At 73.1% G+C, this 18,284-nt stretch carries 9 protein-coding genes; 5 read left to right on the top strand and 4 right to left on the bottom strand.

Translation table 11 applies throughout. The annotated features are described in order from the left end of the window. Window positions 1-142 precede the first annotated feature (142 nt). The 5 genes from ACIBLA_RS11125 (at window position 143) to ACIBLA_RS11145 (ending at window position 13,055) form a co-directional block, all read left to right on the top strand. Window positions 143-1,009 carry a DUF4132 domain-containing protein gene (locus tag ACIBLA_RS11125; protein ID WP_363241616.1) on the top strand — a complete coding sequence of 289 codons (867 nt, stop codon included), beginning with the start codon at window positions 143-145 and terminating at the stop codon, window positions 1,007-1,009. Next, complete coding sequence (locus ACIBLA_RS11130) at window positions 1,006-6,147, top strand: DNA-binding protein (protein WP_363241563.1); 5,142 nt, start codon at window positions 1,006-1,008, stop codon at window positions 6,145-6,147. Before ACIBLA_RS11125 ends, ACIBLA_RS11130 begins: the two co-directional genes overlap by 4 nt. 121 nt (window positions 6,148-6,268) lie before the next feature. Then, complete coding sequence (locus ACIBLA_RS11135; RefSeq protein WP_363241564.1) at window positions 6,269-7,459, top strand: AAA family ATPase; 1,191 nt, start codon at window positions 6,269-6,271, stop codon at window positions 7,457-7,459. Beyond that, entirely contained in the window at window positions 7,456-11,205 is a 3,750-nt protein-coding gene (locus ACIBLA_RS11140) for a DUF5682 family protein (RefSeq protein WP_399198422.1), read from the top strand. The genes ACIBLA_RS11135 and ACIBLA_RS11140 overlap by 4 nt, the downstream gene beginning before the upstream one ends. Next, window positions 11,202-13,055 (top strand): hypothetical protein, encoded by a 1,854-nt coding sequence (locus ACIBLA_RS11145; RefSeq protein WP_363241565.1) that lies wholly within the window; start codon window positions 11,202-11,204, stop codon window positions 13,053-13,055. Before ACIBLA_RS11140 ends, ACIBLA_RS11145 begins: the two co-directional genes overlap by 4 nt. Window positions 13,056-13,273: 218 nt before the next feature. Here ACIBLA_RS11145 and ACIBLA_RS11150 read toward each other — a convergent pair whose 3' ends face one another. The 4 genes from ACIBLA_RS11150 to ACIBLA_RS11165 all read right to left on the bottom strand — a co-directional run bounded on the left by ACIBLA_RS11150 (window position 13,274) and on the right by ACIBLA_RS11165 (window position 18,184). Then, window positions 13,274-14,785: a PH domain-containing protein gene (locus ACIBLA_RS11150; protein ID WP_363241566.1), complete on the bottom strand. Its 1,512-nt coding sequence runs from the start codon at window positions 14,783-14,785 to the stop codon at window positions 13,274-13,276. Next, window positions 14,782-15,279 (bottom strand): PH domain-containing protein, encoded by a 498-nt coding sequence (locus ACIBLA_RS11155; protein WP_363241567.1) that lies wholly within the window; start codon window positions 15,277-15,279, stop codon window positions 14,782-14,784. The genes ACIBLA_RS11150 and ACIBLA_RS11155 overlap by 4 nt, the downstream gene beginning before the upstream one ends. Before the next feature lie 4 nt (window positions 15,280-15,283). Continuing rightward, entirely contained in the window at window positions 15,284-16,963 is a 1,680-nt protein-coding gene (gene pgi, locus ACIBLA_RS11160) for a glucose-6-phosphate isomerase (protein ID WP_363241568.1), read from the bottom strand. Window positions 16,964-17,032: 69 nt separating this feature from the next. Next, window positions 17,033-18,184 (bottom strand): MFS transporter, encoded by a 1,152-nt coding sequence (locus ACIBLA_RS11165; RefSeq protein ID WP_363241619.1) that lies wholly within the window; start codon window positions 18,182-18,184, stop codon window positions 17,033-17,035. Window positions 18,185-18,284 lie beyond the last annotated feature (100 nt).

Here is an 18,284-nt window from a genome sequence, read left to right on the forward strand (position 1 = left end):
ATCCCCACCCGGCTCTCATGCCCTCGGGCGCCCTCTCCCGACGGACTGTCAGTGGGCACCGTTAGCGTTCTTCCTCTACCGCAGTGCGGGGTCCATTCCCCTGCGGGATTCGTGATGCGTGAACGGGGAGAGGTGCGTACGGATGGGCTGGCTGTCGGCGGGCGACGGATACGAAGTCGCCTTGGTGGAAGGCCGGGTGACCGCGAGGTCCACGTCGGGGCGCGGCGGGGGACGGCAGTTGAAGACACTGCCCAAGGCGGTGCGGACACACCCCGAGGTGGACCGGCTGCGCAAGCTGGCCGAGTGGCTGGACCGGCACGCGACGGCGTGTGTGGCGCGGGTGGACAGCTGGATGGTGTCGTCCCTGCCCGTCCCGACCGGGCTGCTGGCCCGCGTGTGGCCCGACGCCGCGTGGCAGGCGGGGCTGCGCGACCTGGTGGTGATGGGCGAGAGCCCGGACGAGGTGGGCTTCCTCCGTGACGCCACCGACTCGGGCGAGCTGCGGGTGGTCGATCCGGACGGCGAGACGATACGGCTGTCGCCGTCGACGGTGACGCTGCCGCACCCCGTGCTGCTGCCCGAGCTGGATGATCTGCGGGAGTTCGCCGCCGAGTTGGGCCTGACCCAGGGCGTGGAGCAGATCCACCGGGCGACCTGGCACAAGCCGGCCGACCTCGCCAGGAACGCGACCTCGGTGTCGGACTTCGCGGGCGGTGGCTACGACTCACGGTTCGGGCTGGCGGCGCGGGCCACCACGCTCGGCTACCGGGTGTCGGGAGGCTACGCCACCTGCCGGATACGGGAGTCCGGGACGGTGACCGAGGCGTCGGTGTGGATCGGGGAGCCGTACTGGGACGGGGAGTCCGAGACCGGAGACCTGTCCTGGAGCCTCCAGGACGGGCGCTCGCTGCCGCTGCGGCTGGTCGGACCGGTCGCCTGGTCCGAGGGCATGCGCATGGCCGCCGCCCTGTACGCCGGGCGCACGGTCAAGGAGGGCGAGGACACGTGAGTGACGACACGGGGGCAATGGTGCGGGTGACGACGGATACGGCGGGGGCTGTGGTGGGAGCAGGGACAGAGGGACCGACGGGGGCCGAAGCGCGGGCGGAGGCCGAGCAGTTGCTCCGGGCCGGAGCGGTGCTGCCGCCGGGCACGCCGGACGCAGGCGAGCGCGCGGTCCCGCTGACCACGCGCGCCTACCGGCATCCGGGGCTCGACGACCGGGTCGTGGTGCGGCTGGTCGCCGCGGAGCTGGGCGCGGCGGAGGATCTGGCCGCGGACTTTCTGGGGCTGGAGCCGGACGGCGAGCCCGTCGAGGTCGGCCTGGGTCTGCGGCAGTCGCTGAGCTTCCCGGAGTGGGTGCTCGTGCACCACCCGCAGGACGGCCGTCAGGCGCTCGGGCTCGTCCCCGAACTGGACCGGGTGGCCCGGCAGGCGACGACCAAACCGAAGGCGGCGCTGACCTCCTATCAGCAGATCGCGGCGCGGTTGGCCGACTCCGTACCGCATTTCCTGCCGACCTTCTTCGAGCAGGCCGGGCGGGTCTTCCTGGGGGCGGAGAACCCCGGCTTCGCGGGGCAGATGTTCACACGGGCCCGCGACGCGGACAGGCAGTACGGCCTGGCGCTGGACGAGGAGCGGCTGGACGCGGTGTTCCTGGAGTTCGCGCTGGCCGGGGCGCTGCCTGTGAAGGCGCTTTCCGGGTACGCGCGGGAGCTGGCGGCCCGGGTGCCGGCCGATGAGGCGTACCGCCGCTTCCGTGAACTGTGTCTGCGGCGTACAGCGGGCGGCATCCAGCCCTCGGTCCAGATGTCGACCGATCTGCGGAAGCTGGCGAAGGCCACCGGGGCGGACGTGGCGGTGGCGGAGGGCGCGTATCTGACCGATCTGCTCGCCCTGCCTGCCACGCGGCGGGCGGCGCCGGGCTGGTGGAAGGCGCAGCGCCCGGCCCTTGCGGCGCTGGCCCGGCGGGAGCCCTCGACGCGCGGGACGCTGCTGGATCTGCTGCCCGAGGACGACGACTGCGCGGAGTTCTGGCTGGAGTTGCTGGAGGAGTGCGGGGCCACCGAGGGGCTCTGGGACAGCGCGCTGCCCGCGGCGCAGCGGCCGTCGGACGGTACGGTCGGCTGGTACCTGCGGTTCATGAAGTACAACTCGCCTTCCTACCGATCGGCCGTCCGCGTCCCGGCGTTCTATCCGCTCGTGGAGCGGATGGCCGGGCAGCTGCGGGCCGAGCTGGCCGAGTCCGGCACGACACACCAACTGCCGGTGCCGTACGACGACGTGGATCTGCTGGACCTGCTGCTTTCCTTGGATGTGCCGGTCGCCGATCCGGAGACGGAGGGGCGGACCCGCCACCTGCTCGTACGCGAGTGGGCCAAGCGGAAGGACGACCGCCGCGATCTGCGCGCGCTGGAGGCCGACGCGCGTTTCCGGCCCGCGTTCCACGGGGGGCTCGACCGGTTCGGCTTCGAGGCGGACGCCCTCCAGAGGCTGGCCGACTCCCCCGGCGGTCGTCCGATGCTCACGGAGTGGATGAGCGCGACCGCCCGGAAGGCCACCGCGTCGACGCTGCCCATGATGCCGGACAGCCTGTACCGGCTGGCCCGGCTGCCCGGCGTGGCACTGGCTCTCGCGGAGGACGAGGTACGGGCCGTCGCCGCCACCGACGTGGCCCCGCTGCTGGCCCGGACGCTGCGGGCCGGGATCTTCGACGAACTGAGCTGGCCCGCCTGGGAGAAGGCGGTCGCGGAACTGGCGCCGGAGGAGAATCGGAACGGGCTCGTCGTCGCCGATGCCTGGCCTCATCTCATCCTGGCGGGTGCCTCGCAGGCGCGGGTCCTCGACGCCGAAGGCGCCGTACTGACCCATGACCTGCGCATCCCCGACAACGAGATCCGCTGGTACGAGCACCCCGGATTCCACTACGTGGACGGGCAGTTGCTCGTTCACTGGCGGTCCAGGTCCGACGACGGCCGGCTGCACGGGTACTGGCACACGGCCGCCGACCGCCCGGCCCCCATGGAGTCCGCGGTCGGCGTCCGGGGCGTCCAGGTCAGTCGACTCAGCAGCGGTCTGGGCGGGTTCACCCTGCCCAGGCCGGGCGGCGGGCGGCTCACGGGCGGCGGTGTGCTGTACGCGGGGGACACCACGCTGCCCGCCGAGCGGTCGGTGAACACGGACGGGACGCGCTACTGGACGAGGGTCGAGAGGGCCGAAGGCGGTGCACGTCTGCACGAGTTGGACCCGGAGTCCGGGACGGTCGGCGAGGTCGGCAAGCCCGCCTTCTTCGCCGAGGCGACTCGCGACGCGCCGGAGGGCAGCCAGTGGATCGGGGGCGTCCTGCTGCCCGCGCCGTCGGCCGAGACCGGTCCCGGAGCGCATCCGGTGGGCGGGCTCCTCGGCTGGCGGGTGGTGCGGCTGCCCGACGGGTCGCGGCGCTGCGAGGACCTGGCCGGGCACTCCGTCACGCTGGCGCGAGGCGCCGGCTGGCCCGCTCGCCCTCTGATGTTCCCTGGCGACGACCGACCCAGGGGTGTCGTTGCCGCAGGCTCCGAGATCCAGCTGGTCGACCCCGAGGGAGCGGTCACTTCCTTCGCCGGGATGAACGACAATCCGGGTCCGTTCGCCGCGGGCACCGTGCTGCTGCCGCCGGAGAACTACTGGCACTGCCTGAGGGCCAGGGACCCGCGGGGCTCCGAGGCGCTGCGCGGGATCGACCGCGACACGGTGGCGGCGCTGCTGGCGGCGGCGGTCGCGCAGGCCAAGGAACGGACGGAGAAGTCCACTCCGGAGACCGACGAACTGGCCTCACTGGTAGGCCAGTCGCTGCCCGCGGTCAGCCATGACGCACTGGTGGCCGGCATCGTGGGAGTGCTGCGGTTCGCCGCCGAGCAGCAGGCCGTGCTGGACGGGATCGTGAAGCGGCTCGACGACAAGGCGGTGGTCGCACGGCCGGTGGCCGAGGCGGCCGGCCCGGAGAACGAGCTGATCGGGGACGCGCTCAACGGACTGGCGGACGACTGCCGGTTCTCGGGCTACTCGTCCACCTCGCGCAGCATCGGCGGTCAGCTCCAAGCGCTGAACAGGGAGTTGGGAACTCCGTCCGAGGCCGGCGCGGCCGGGACCGCTGCGGACGCCGCACAGGAGGCCGGAGCCGTCGCCGGTACGGCCGTCCGCCTCCACCTGGACGGGCCGCCGCTGCCCGTGGACAGCTCCGAATGGGACGAACTCCTCGGCTCCCCGGCCGCGTTGGCGTTCCGGGCCGCTTCGGCGACCGCCGCGCCGGAACACCGCGCGGTTCTGGCCGAAGTGCTGACCGAGCTGGACACACTCGGCCTGACGGGCACCGGCGGCAGCGACCGCTGGCGTATCTGCCGGCTCCGCCTCGACGAGAACGCGCTGGCCGGCCCGGACGGCACCACGCGGACGGGTAACTGGTCGGGGGTGCTGCGGCTGGCCGATGGCGCCTTCCTGGCCGTCATCCGCCCCGGATACTGGAACGGGTCCGGGCGCGACCTCAGGGCGCTGTTCCACGACCCCGCGGGCCGGTTCGAGGTTCCCGCGCCGTACACCGTGGCGTCAGCGCCCCGCGAGATCGGCGACGGAACTGGCCGGGCGAGCGACTGGTTCACCGTCTTCCGCGCCGAACTGGCCGCGCGTGGGCCCGCGCCCTGGTTCCCCGCCGCCGCCGAGGAGTTCGCCCGGCTGACGGGCGTCACGGAATCCGCGGCGGCGCTGGTGGTGGCCGGTCTGCCCCAGGTGGAGACGCATGTGCAGAGCTTCCTTCCCACGGACGTACGGAACACGCTCGGGCTGAAGACCCCGAACGCCGCGCTGGCCAGGGACGAACTGCGCCGCGTGGACGTCCACGTCCGGCGGGCCGTGGTGGCGGCACTGCTGCCTGCCGAGCCCGCCCGGCTGTGGACGGACGGGCCCGACGTCTCCGCGGCGGCCGAGGTCTGGAACAGCGCGCTGGGCAAACGGACAGCCGTCTCGGAGGAGGACCTGCTGCTCGTGGCGGAGGCGGTCCGGGCCGTGCGATCGTCCTGGACGCCCGAAAAGACCCTGCGGGCGCTCCTCGACCCGTCCGGCGAACCGCAGTTGACGGTTGACACGGCCTGGCGGGTCCACGAGGACCGCGTCATTGCCGTCGGTACGGACACCACGGCGTTCGGCACGCGCGCGCTGACGACCATGACCGCGACGGCCGCGTGGCTGGCCCACCGGCTGCCGGCCGGGCATCCGGTCCGGGCGCTGCTTCCGGGTGTGCTGAACGCGGTACGGGAGCGGCTGGCCAACCCGGAGCTGATGCTCGACCTGGGCCGGTATGTGTACCTGTCCGCGTTCCGCAAGGCGGCCGGCGCTCCCACGGAGACCCAGGACGGATACGAACGCTACGGCGCGGTGGTCCTGCCCACGCACGACAACCAGCCGTTGCCCGCCATCCGTGTGGCGCTGCTCGACGAGGCGGGTGGCGACCCGTACCTGACGGTCCTGCGCGGTATCGGCGACGCGTACGGCGGCGGCGAACCTCTCGACGCCGAGCGGCAGTTCCCCGCCGAGATGGGCCTGCGGGCCGCGCGCGACCCGCGCTTCGCCGCGCTCCTCGGCGATCCGGGCGACCCGCCGTCCGGCGAGCGGGACAAGGACGGCACCTGGTACCCGCAGGATCCCTCCCGCTCCGTGCCGGACCTCGTCACGGAGGCGGCGAAGGAGTACGGCATCAGTGAGGACGCCGCCGTCCTTTATCTGATCCTGCTGGCGATGCCCGATCCGACCGACACCAACGTGGCCCGGTGGACGGGCTGGAAGCGGCGGCGCGGCGGAGCCGCCCGTATCGAGGCGGCGCGCGACGAACTGGCGGCCACCGACCTGGTGGTCAAGGCGACGCGCACCGGGGCCCGGCGCTCGCTCTTCCTGCCGGGAGGCTGGACGGTCACCGAGCCGACGACACTCTCGCTGGAGCGGTGGAAGCTGCCGCTGTTCGACCTGGTGAGCGGCGGAAGCCCGCTGCTGGACGTGGTCGTGCCCACGGAGCCGGTCGCCGACCTCTACCGCAGGGCGTGGCAGCGGGTCAGGGAGGGCGACACTCCACGCTTCGACGAGCTCAAGACCCGACGCGTCGGGCGGGGCGGCCGGGGCTGACCGTACGGCCGGGGCAGGGTGCGCGGCCACCCCGCCCCGGCCGAACCGACCCACCACCGGCGGGACATGGCGCCCTGCCGCGCCACGCGCCTCTCCCACTCCACCATCTGAAGGACAGAGCATGACGACCCGAACAGACACCCGGACAGACACCCAGAACGACACCGGGACGACGGCGCCCGCGACCCGGCAGTCACTGCCGGCCGAGGAGCGGTACGCCACCGAACTCGCCTTTCTCGCCGCCTACGACGACGGCCCTCGCCCACCCGGCTGGGCGCTGACCCCGCGCGCGGTGGTCACCTTCATCTGCGGCAGCGGCGGCGAGGCCCTGCGGCTGCCGAAAAGCAGCGACGGGTTGCCCGCGCGGCTGACCGTCCCCGCCAAGTTCATCGGCGAACGCGCCCTGGTGGAGCGGTGCGTGGTCACCCTCGTCGGTGAGCGCGGCCTGCTGCTCGTCGGCGAACCGGGCACCGCGAAGTCGATGCTCTCCGAGCTGCTGTCCGCGGCCGTCAGCGGCACCAGCGCCCTCACCGTGCAGGGCACCGCGGGCACCACCGAGGACGCCTTCCGCTACGGCTGGAACTATGCCCTGCTGCTCGCCCAGGGCCCTACGCCACAGGCCCTGGTCGCCTCCCCGGTGCTCACGGCCATGCGCACCGGCCGGGTCGCCCGGATCGAGGAGATCACCCGCTGTCTGCCGGAGGTGCAGGACGCGCTCGTGTCGATCCTGTCCGACCGGCGGCTGAGCGTGCCCGAACTCGCGGGCACCGACGACGCGCAGGCGGCGGCCGTCCCCGGCTTCAGCGTGATCGCGACGGCGAACCTCCGGGACCGGGGCGTCTCGGAGATGTCCGCCGCGCTCAAGCGGCGCTTCAACTTCGAGACCATCCATCCCATCGCCGACGCGGACGCGGAGACGGCGCTCGTACGCGGGCAGGCGACGGCCGCCGTGGAGCGGGCCGGTACGGCGTACGGGGTGGACGACGCCGTACTGGACGTACTGGTCACCGTCTTCCGCGATCTGCGCAGTGGCCGCTCGGCCGAGGGCTGGGACGTGGAGCGGCCGGGCACCGTGATGTCCACCGCCGAGGCGGTGCAGGTCGCCGCGTCGCTCGGGGTGGCGGCGGCGTATCTGCCCGGCGGGGATCTGCTCGACCTCGTGCCCGGACATCTGCTCGGAGTCGTCCTCAAGGACGACCAGGCCGACCACGGGCGGCTGTTGGGCTACTGGGACGGCCCGGTACGCCGTCGCGCCGAGGACGGCGCGGAGATGTGGCGCCGCCTCTGGGACCTCCGGGAGAACCTGCGTTGAGCGCCGCCCCGGCGGTGGACACCACCGCATACGACCCTCACGTGGGCGCGGATCCCCGGAGCGCGGTGAGCGCCCTCGCGGAGAGCGTGGAGCCGTATCTGATCGGCGTACGGCACCACAGCCCCGCGCTGGCAGCCGCGATCCCGGCCCTGCTGGACGCCTCGGGCGCGGACGTGGTCTGCGTCGAGCTGCCGGCCGACTTCCAGTCGTGGCTGCCCCATCTCGCCGCCCCGGGCACCGTGGCACCGGTGGCGCTCGCCGGCGCCCACGAGGACGGGCGGGTCGGCTTCTATCCGTTCGCGGACTTCTCCCCGGAACTCGCGGCGGTCCGCTGGGCCAGGGACAACGGCGTCGAAGTGCGCTGCTGCGACCTGCCGTTGTCCGACCGCGGCTGGACCGCGACGGGGCCGGAGACCGACTGGGAGACGGACTCGGAGTCCGGCTCGGAGCCGGACCGCCCCGGAACGGCCTTCGCCGCCGCGCTCGACGTGTCCGGCACCGGCCGCGAGGGCGACGACCTGTGGGACCGAGCGGTCGAGGTCCGCGCACCGGGCTGCCCCCCGGAGGCTGTCCGCCGCGCGGCACTCGGCGTCGGCTGGGCGATGCGCCGCGACGCGTCGACGGGCGCGGGCGTGTCACCCACGGACCTGGCCCGCGAGGCCCACATGCGCGAGGTGATCACCGAAGCGACGGCCACCGGCCGCGTGGCGGCGATCATCGGCGCTTTCCACGCCCCGGCGCTGACGCCACTACGGGATGAACCGGCCTCCGGCTCCGGTGATGGGGAGGTTGCCACCGGGACGACGACGGGGGGCGTAACCGGCGGGACCGACCGGTCGGCAGCGGCAGGCGGGACACCCCTCGCCGACAGCAACACCGAGACCGGCGACACGCACAATCCAGGCGGGTCCCGCGTGCCCGGCGGAGACGGGCCAGCCGCCGTGACGTCTCTCGTGCCGTACACCTTCGCCCTGCTCGACTCCCGTTCCGGGTACCCCGCCGGGATCCGGGATCCGCGTTGGCAGCAGGCCGTGTTCACGGCCGGTGGTGTGCCCGAGCTGGTGCGTGACGCGGCCGCCGGTGCGATCACCGGGCTGTGTCGGGCGATGCGGGCCGCCGGGCACACAGCGGGGACCGGCGAGGCCGTCGAGACCCTGCGGCTCGCCGACGACCTGGCGCGGCTGAGGTCGCTGCCGGCTCCGGGGCGCGGCGAGCTGCTTGAGGCGGTCACGGCCGTTCTCGGCCAGGGCGAACCCCTCGGCCGGGGCCGGGCCCTGGCGCGGGCTCTCGAAACCGTCCTGGTGGGGACCGACCGGGGCAGGATCGCACCTGGCACGCCTCGTTCCGGGCTCGGCCCCGCCGTCGAGGCCGAACTCGCCGCGCTGCGGCTGCCGTGCCCGGAGAGCCCCGAGCCCCGCGAGGTACGTCTCGACCCGCTCCGGTCGGAGCTGGACGGGCGCCGCGAGGTCCTGCTGAACCGTCTTGAGGTGTGCGACGTCGGCTACTGCACCTCCGGCGATGTCGCCCGTACGGGCGACTCCGCCGTTCTCAGTACCCGGTGGCAGGCGTCGTGGACACCGGCCGTCCCCGCCCGGCTCGACCTGGTGGGCGTCCGCGGTGTCACGGCGGCCGTCGCCGCGGCCGGGAAGCTGCGCGAGACGGCGCACGCGCAGGACGCGGACGGCGGACCCACCGCCGCGCGGATCCTCACCGGGCTGCACGACGCGGCCCGCTGCGATCTGCCGGAGCTGGTCACCGAACGTCTCGCCGAGGCCGCCGACGTCCTTCCGTCGTCGGCGACTCTGCCCGAACTCCTCGACGCCCTGGACCTGTTGCACGCCCTTCGCCAGGGACATCTGCCGGGCACCACCGCCCCCGCCCTACGTGCCGCGTCCGAACTCGCCGTGGTTCTGCTGGAGGCCGCCGTACGGGGCCTCCCCGGTCTCGCGGGCAGTGACGACCCGAAGGACGCCGTCGCCCTGGTCGCGCTCGCCACCCGAGCCGGCGAACACCGCCTCGGTCTGCGGATGGACAACGCGCTGAACACGCTCGCGACGACCGGTTCACCGGTCATCCGGGGAGCGGCGACGGCGACGCGCGTCCTGCTCGATCTGGACGCACCGGAGGCCCTGGGCGACCGGGTCGCGAGCTGGGTCGACCGAGCCGTCGCTCCGGACGGGCGGCACCGCCTCTCCGGACTGCTCACCGGTCTGCTGAGCGCGGCCGGACCACTCCTCCAGTCCGCCGAGGCCGCTCTCACCCCGCTGCTGGATCGCGTCGACACCCTTCCCGACCAGGGCTTTCTCGACCGGCTTCCGGCGCTGCGCGGTGGGTTCGACGTGCTCACCCCCGCGGACCGGGGCCGGCTGCTCCGTACGGTCGCCGATCGCCTCGGCGACCGCCCAGACCTGACCCTGGGCGCGCCACCGGAACTCATCGCGCTGTGGACGGCGGCCGACGCCGCCGGACTCGCCGCACTGACGGCCCTGGGCCTGCCCGACCGAGTGTCCTCGCAAGGGCCCGAACTCAAGGACGTACCGAAGGGCGCACCGAAGGACGTACCGAACGAGTCCCGGAGCGCGCGTCCCCGCACGGGCCCCGCGGACGGCTCCCGACGCCTCGCCCCCGCCGACCGCTGGCGGCTGCTGCTCGGCCGCGAGAGCGATCAACTCTCCGACGGCGCCCGCCGCTACGCGCACGCGCTGGACGAGCTGTACGGAACCGGCCGTGGCGAAGGCGGCGCCGCCATCGCGGACGGGCCGCCCGGCGCATCGGGCGACGGGGGCGGCCAGGGCAGGTCCTTCCCCAGCGCCCGCGAATGGGCGAAGGAACTCGACGCCCTGTTCGCCGCCGACGTCCGCGAGGAAGTGCTCGCCAGGGCGGCGGACGGCGGCCGTATGGACGTACTCGCCGAGCTGGACCCGGCATCGGTCAGACCGTCCGTCGAACTGCTGACGTCCGTCCTCTCGCTGGCCGGCGGTATGCCCGAGCGGCAACTCGCCCATCTGCGGCCACTCGTACGCCGCTTGGTCGACGAGTTGGCGCGGGAGCTCGCCACCCGGCTGCGCCCCACTCTCACGGGGCTGACCAACCCGCGCCCGACCCGCCGCGCCGGCGGCAAGCTCGACCTTCCCCGCACCCTGCGCGCCAACCTGGCTCACACCCGCCGCCTCGACGACGGGCGGACCGTCGTCGTCCCCGAGCATCCGGTGTTCAGCACCCGCGTGAGCCGGGAGGCGGACTGGCGGCTGATCCTCGTGGTCGACGTGTCCGGATCGATGGAGGCTTCGGTCATCTGGTCCGCGCTGACCGCCGCCGTCCTGGGCGGTGTGCCCACCCTGTCCACGCACTTCCTCACCTTCTCCACCCAGGTGATCGACCTGACGGACCGGGTCACCGATCCGCTGTCGCTGCTGCTTGAGGTACGCGTAGGCGGCGGTACGCACATCGCGGCGGGACTCGCCCACGCCCGCTCCCTGGTGACCGTGCCGAGCCGCACGCTCGTCGTGGTCGTCAGCGACTTCGAGGAGGGCTACTCACTCGGGGGCCTGCTCGGCGAGGTGCGCGCTCTCGCCTCGTCCGGTGTCCATCTCATGGGCTGCGCGGCCCTGGACGACACCGGCGCCCCGCGCTACTCGGTACCTGTCGCACAGCAGTTGGTGGCCGCCGGGATGCCGGTCGCCGCCCTCAGCCCTCTCGCCCTCGCCCGCTGGGTGGGCGACCGTCTCCGCGGGGAGAACCGATGACGCCGTCCCACTCGACCGTCCCACTGCCGCCCGTCGCCCCCGAGGTGTTCGCCGGTGCGGTGGAGAGCCTGACGTCCCGGCTGCGCAAGAAGCTCGACGCGGCCATCGAGCAGTACGGCGCCGTACCGGCGACCGCCCCGCCCGGTGGTGAAGGCGACGATGCCGGTATCGGTGTGAAGTGCGGCGAGGACGCGGTGGTCACGCTGCTGCCCGGCCCGTCCGGGGCCGTCACGGACCCGGACCAGGCGCGCTGTACGTGCCTGCTCGCACCGCGCTGTCTGCACCGGACGGCCGTCCTCGGGGCATGCCCGGTGGCGGACACGGATGCCCCGGCGGAAACCGCGGCGGAAGCGCCCCCCGAGGCTCCCGCCCCCGAACCCGCCGTCACCACCCCGCTCACCCCCGTCCAGATCGCCGCGGCGGCCGGGCTGTGGTCCGCCGCCACCGCCGTCCTGACGGCCGGAGTACCCGCAGCCGGCGCGATTCCCCAGGCGGAACTCCTGCGGGCCGCCCACACGGCCCGGCTGGCCGGACTGCATCGGGCCGAGGCTGCCGCCCTCCGCGTGGCACGCGGCCTGCGACACGCCCGCGCGGGCCACGCCGGCCACCGGCTGGCCGACCTGGTCTCGGCCCTGCGTGAACTCCTCCTCATCACCGGCCTGTTGGCCGCGGGCAACAGCGACCCCGTACTGATCGGCACCGCCCGGCGCGGTTACCGGCCAGGCGGCACGTTGCGCGTGTACGGCGTCTGCCGGGAGCCCGTCATCAGCGCCACCGGGTACGGGGGTGTGGTCACCCATCTCGTCGACGACGACCAGAACTGGTACTCCGTGGCTGACGTCAAACCGGGCGGATCGGCCCGCGCGCGTGGCGCGGCGACAGCCCCCGTCACCGTCGGCGCGACAGCTCTCGACCACGCCCAGCTCTCCCGTAGCGGCCTGTTGATCACCGGCGCGACCATCTCTCCGGACCACCGTCTCGGTTCCGGCAAGGGTGTCCGCTCCACTCCGATCGCCGGCCTGCCCTGGTCGTCGGGACCGACCGCCGCCCTGTTCGCCCACCGGCCGGCCGAGACAGTCTCCGAACGGCTCGCCGCCCATGGCACCGGCCCCGACGAGGAACTGACTGCCCGGATCGGCGAACCCTTCGGCTGCGACCTGGTGATCACCGGCGCCGTGGGCGATCAGTTGCTGGCCCGCGAGCTGCCGCACCCCGACGCCGTCGAGCCGACCGGCCCGGTGATCCGTCTGATGGCCGCCCACCCCCATCCGGATCTCGCGCACACGGCGAATCTGCGCCGGCTCGCCTCCCGTCCCGGCATGCGTGTCCGCGTACTGGGCCGGATCGACCCCGAGCGCGCTGCCACCCTGCGTCCCCTGGCGGTGGGCCCGGTGCCGGGCACGGAGGCGACGCTGCGTCTCCCGGCGCAGTGGCTGAACCGCGCCGACCTCGGATACGACCGCCTCCAGGGCTCACATCTCCCGTCCCCCGGCGTCTGTCCTCCAACGGGTCCCGAGCGCACCGGTCCGGATGTGCTGGCCGACTCCCCCGTCTGGCGCGTACGACGCCTCACCGAACTGGCCGTCGCGGGCGGACGCCGATCGGTCGCCGAATCCGCCCGCGGCGGCGGCTCACGGGCCGACGGCGCGGCGCTCCGGGCGACCGGCTTCCACACGGCCGCCGACCTGACGGCCACCCTCACCTTCGAGGCCGACCGCCGCACCCGCGACAACTTCGGCCGCACCGGCGACGACGACCCAACCAGCTACGCGTCGGCATGGCTGGCGACGGCGTTCCATCTGGCGTCCACGGAAAGGGAGTTGGTCCGCGCCAGCTGGCAGACCCCCTGAGCCCGACGGGCCATTTCAGCCCCGTCGGCGTTTGAGGCGCGGGGTCCGGGGCAGAGCCCCGAAACCCAGCCCGCCCGGCGTTTGAGGGCACGGCCGAAGGCCGTACGGGGTCCGGGGCAGAGCCCCTCACGCGGCGGAGCCGCATATCGATGCTGCCGGGAAGGGGCGGGTAGGGGAACAGCCCCGCGAGCGGCCCCACACCCGCCCGCCCCGGCCCTCTACTCCTCCAGGAACGGCTCCAGCAACCCCGGCACGGCCTCCACCGCGAACGCCACACCCTCCCCGGCCCCCACGTCGTAGACGTGATACGCCCCTTCCCCCGCCGCCGTCGTCGCCGTCACCGTCAACAACCCCGCCCTACGCTGAAAGTACGACTGCTTGACGGTCCACCCGATCACCCCACTCCGCTGCAGCGCGACGGTCGACCGCCGCACCGTCCCCGAGCGCGCCACCAGATACCCGCCCCCGAGGCCATGGCCGAGACTCCGGTACGCGTCGAGCGCCAGCAGCACCGCCACCGGCAGCAGCACCCCCGCGCAGACCGCCGCGACGGTGAGCAGCACGTCGCTCACGAGCAGGCCGAGGAGGACGAGCACCAGCACCGGCACCAGCGCGGAGCCCACCGCCCAGCGCAGCCGCCGGCCGCGCGCGGCGAGCGGGTGCGGGACGAGTCCGGCCATGCCCGTCGGGGACGACGTCTCGCGCAGGACCTGCGCGGCCACCTCGTCCGCCGCCGCCCTCGGCGCGGCCGGCAGCAGCGTCTTGAGGTCGGTGTGCTTGTCGTCGTCGTCCTGGGCGAGCCCCGTGGCGACGGCGTCGACCCGCGCGGCGCCGACCAGCCGTACCCCCAGCGGCTCGACCAACTCCACGCCCCGCAGCCTGCGCTCCTCGATGGAGACGGACCGCGACGTGAACAGCCCGCGCCGCACCCGCAGGGTTCCGCCGGGCTCGCGCTCCAGCCGGTAGTTCCACCACATCTCGACCCAGAGGCCGAGTGAGCCGACTATGCCCGCGAGGAGCGCCCCGGCGGCGAGCACGACGATCATCATCACGATCGAGGTGTCCCGGAACCGGTCGCCGATCCAGTCGATCACCTCGTGCTGGACCCCGAACCACTCGCTGACCTGCATCACACCTCCCGCCGCCGCTCCGCCCAGCAGGGGCGCCACGAAGGAGAGGGGCGCGTAGCGAATCCAGCGGGGGTCGAGGACGGCCAGCATGCCGTCCGGATGGGTTCCGGAAGCCGACGGTGCGCGGTCCAGCAGTTCCGTGCGAAGACGCTCGCCCTCCGCGCGGGTGACGGGGTCGAGTTCCAGGGTGGATTCGCCGCCGGTGTGCTCCCCCGTGCCGATCCGGACCTTCACCAGGCCGAGGATCCGCAGCAGGAGATTGGCAGTCAGGTCGACGCTCCTGATCCGCTCGCGGCCCAGTGAGCGCCGTTTGACCAACAACAGCCCCGTGTGGAGTTCGGCCCGGTCGGGGCCGATGCGGTAGCGGGTGCGGCGCCAGCGGATGTAGTCGCCGCCGGTGCCGCAGGCGATCAGCAGCAGCGCCGCGGGCAGCACCCAGGCGAGCGCCCGCCATATCCCCATGCCGCCGGAGAGGCCGATGGCGGTGGGCACTCCGGCGCCGGTCGCGACGCCGGTCATGACGGCGGCGGTGACCAGCAGGGTGCGCTTGTCGAGCTTGCGCCACTCTTCTCCGGGCGGGAGCGCGGCGACCGTGCTCACGTCGCGTCTCCGGGGGTCGCCCGGGTGATGTGGGTCAGCTGCTCTGCCAGTTCGGCGGCCAGCTCATGGTCGAGCCCCGCGATCCGTACCGCTCCTTTGGAGGAGGCGGTGGTGACGATGACGGTGGAGAGCTTGAACAGCTGCTCCAGCGGGCCCCGTACGGTGTCCACGGTCTGGATCCGGGACATCGGCGCGATCCGCCACTCCTGCCAGAAGTAGCCGGTACGGACGTAGACCGCCTCGTCCGTCACCTCCCAGCGGTGCACCCGGAACCACCAGCTCGGTATGAACACCGCGCAGGCCAGGCCGAGCACCGCCAGGACCGCGGCGGGGACCAGCAGCCAGGTACGGGCCGGGGCTATGAGCGCGCCCAGTACCGCGAGGACTGCCACCGGTGCCAGGGTGAGCAGCAGCCACTGTGCGCGCCACCAGGTGACCGCCCTCTCGTTCAGTGTGTTGCGGGGCGGCCTGAGCCGCCGCTCCCCCTCGGTCATCGGCTCAACGCCCCCGCAGCGCCCGGTACTTGGCGACCAGCTCCGCCGTGGAGGCGTCCAGCGGCTTGTCGTCCGAGCTGTCGCGGCCGCCGTCGATCTGGGTGAGGATCGGCTCGATCTCCTTGGCGAGGACCTTGCCGAGTTCGACGCCCCACTGGTCGAACGAGTCGATGTTCCAGACCGCGCCCTGGACGAAGACCTTGTGCTCGTACAGCGCGATCAGCTGGCCGAGTACGGAGGGAGTCAGGGACTCGGCGAGGATCGTGGTGGTCGGGTGGTTGCCCCGGAACGTCTTGTGCGGCACCAGTTCGGCGGGGACGCCCTCGGCCCGGACCTCGTCGGGTGTCTTGCCGAACGCCAGCGCCTGGGCCTGCGCGAAGAAGTTGGCCATCAGCAGGTCGTGCTGGGCGACCAGCCGGTGCGGCAGGTCGTCGACCGGCTGGGCGAAGCCGATGAAGTCGGCGGGGATGGTCTTCGTACCCTGGTGGATCAACTGGTAGTAGGCGTGCTGTCCGTTGGTGCCGGGGGTGCCCCAGACGACCGGTCCGGTCTGCCACTCCACCGGCTCGCCGTCACGGTCCACGGACTTGCCGTTGGACTCCATGTCGAGCTGCTGGAGATACGCGGTGAACCGGGACAGGTAGTGGCTGTACGGCAGGACGGCATGTGACTGGGCGTCGAAGAACGCCCCGTACCAGACCCCCAACAGGCCGAGCAGCAGCGGTGCGTTGGACTCGGCGGGCGCGGTGCGGAAGTGCTCGTCGACGAGGTGGAAGCCGTCGAGCATCTCGCGGAAGCGCTCGGGGCCGATGGCGATCATCAGGGAGAGGCCGATGGCGGAGTCGTACGAGTAACGGCCGCCGACCCAGTCCCAGAACTCGAACATGTTGGTGGTGTCGATGCCGAATTCGGCGACCTTCTCACCGTTCGTGGACAGCGCCACGAAGTGCTTGGCCACGGCCTCCTGACCGGCCTGAAGCTCGGTCAGGAGCCAGTTGCGGGCCGAGGTGGCGTTGGTGATGGTCTCGATGGTGGTGAACGTCTTCGACGCGATGACGAACAGCGTCTCGGCGGGGTCCAGATCGCGTACGGCCTCGTGCAGGTCCGCGCCGTCGACGTTCGACACGAAACGGACCGTCAGGTCGCGGTGGGTGAAGGACTTCAGCACCTCGTAGGCCATCGCGGGACCGAGGTCGGAACCGCCGATGCCGATGTTGACGATGTTGCGGATGGGCCGGCCCGTGTGGCCGAGCCATTCGCCGGCCCTGACTTTCTCGGAGAAGGCGGCCATCTTGTCGAGGACGGCGTGCACGCCCGGCACGACGTTCTCGCCGTCGACCTCGATCACCGCGTCGCGCGGGGCGCGCAGCGCGGTGTGCAGCACCGCCCGGTCCTCGGTGGTGTTGATCTTCTCGCCGCGGAACATCGCGTCGCGCAGCTCCGCGACGCCGGTGGCCACAGCCAGTTCACGCAGCAGTGTGAGCGTCTCGTCCGTCACCAGCTGCTTCGAGTAGTCCAGGTAGAGGTCACCGACCTGGAGGGTGTAGCCGGTGCCGCGCGCCGGGTCCTCGGCGAACAGCTCCCGCAGACTCGTCTCCCCCAGCTGCTCACGATGTTTGCCCAGCGCGCTCCACTGGGGCATCCGGTTGAGCCTGGCGCGGCCTTCTGCCTTTTTGTCGGACATCTTGCTTCAGCCCACTTCTTCTCGTACGTGAGTGCCTGCGTGAGTGCGGTGCCCAGCTGCCCACCCAACCTAATTGATCAGAGCGCCGAGCGACGCGACAGCGAGCGTGAACGCACCGGCCGCCAGCAGCGCCGGGGTGTTGAGCCCCCAGGCGCCGGCGACCAGACCGCCGAGCAGCGCCCCGAGCGGTGCCCCGCCGATGGCGAGCGTACGGAAGGCGGAGCTGATGCGGCCCAGCATCTCGGCGGGGCTCCGCTCCTGGACCAGCGTCGCCTGGTTGACGTTCCACACCATGCCCATGACCGCGAACACCGCCATGGCGGCGATGGCCGCCCACAGTTCACGGACTGTTCCGAGCACGACCAGTGCGCAGGTCTGGACGATCCCGGCGACGAGGATGCTGCGTATCCGCCCGATCCGGACCGCGAGCCTCGGTGCCACCAGTCCGCCGGCGACGCTCGCGACGCCGAAGGCCGTGATGACCGCCGCGTAACCGCTGTTGCCCGCGTCCAGCCAGCCGGTGATGTGCAGGACGAGGGTGGCGATGAGGGCGCCCATTCCGATGTTGCACAGGGCGGTCGCGACGGAGAGGCCGCGCAGCGCGCTGTCCCGCCACAGCGCGCGCATCCCGTCCGCCATCTCCGCGCGCAGGGTGCCGCCTGCCGCCTTCGGGGCCTTGGCCGGGGCGTCGGTCCGCAGGGAGGCGATGAGCAGCGCGCCGACGACATAGGTGGCCGCGTTGACCGCGAACGGCGCGGAGGCGCCGAGGATCAGCAGCGCGGGCACCAGCGGCGCCGCCAGGAAGCCGCTGGCGACGTGCTGGCCGGTCATGAGGCGGGCGTTGGCGCCGGCCAGCGTGTCACGGGGGACGACGGCGGGCAGCAGGGCCGTCGCGGCGTTGTCGAAGAGCGTCTGGAGGGTGGTCAGCAGAAAGGCGAGGGCGAGCAGCAGCGCGATCGTGCCGTGGTCGAGGGCGACCGCCAGGGCGAAGCCCGCCATCAGTACGCCGCGCACCAGGTCGACGGCCCACATCGCCCGGCGCTGGTCGACCCGGTCGGCGACGGCGCCGCCCAGCAGTCCGAACAGCAGCCAGGGCAGATAGCCGCAGGCGGTGACGGAGGCGATGAGCAGCGGGTCGTCGGTCAACGAGGCGGCGAGCAGCGGCAGTGCGGCCGTACGCAGCGAGTCCCCGAACCGGGAGATGACGGCCGCGCTCCACAGCCGCCCGAATCCCCCGCGCCACGCGGGGGCGGGCGCTTTCGGGGCCGCCGGCGCCTCGGCCGCCTCTTCCTCGGCTGCCGCCGGCCCGCTCGCCGTCGCC

It is taken from the genome of Streptomyces sp. NPDC050433, assembly GCF_044458565.1.
Taxonomy (GTDB): Bacteria; Actinomycetota; Actinomycetes; order Streptomycetales; family Streptomycetaceae; genus Streptomyces.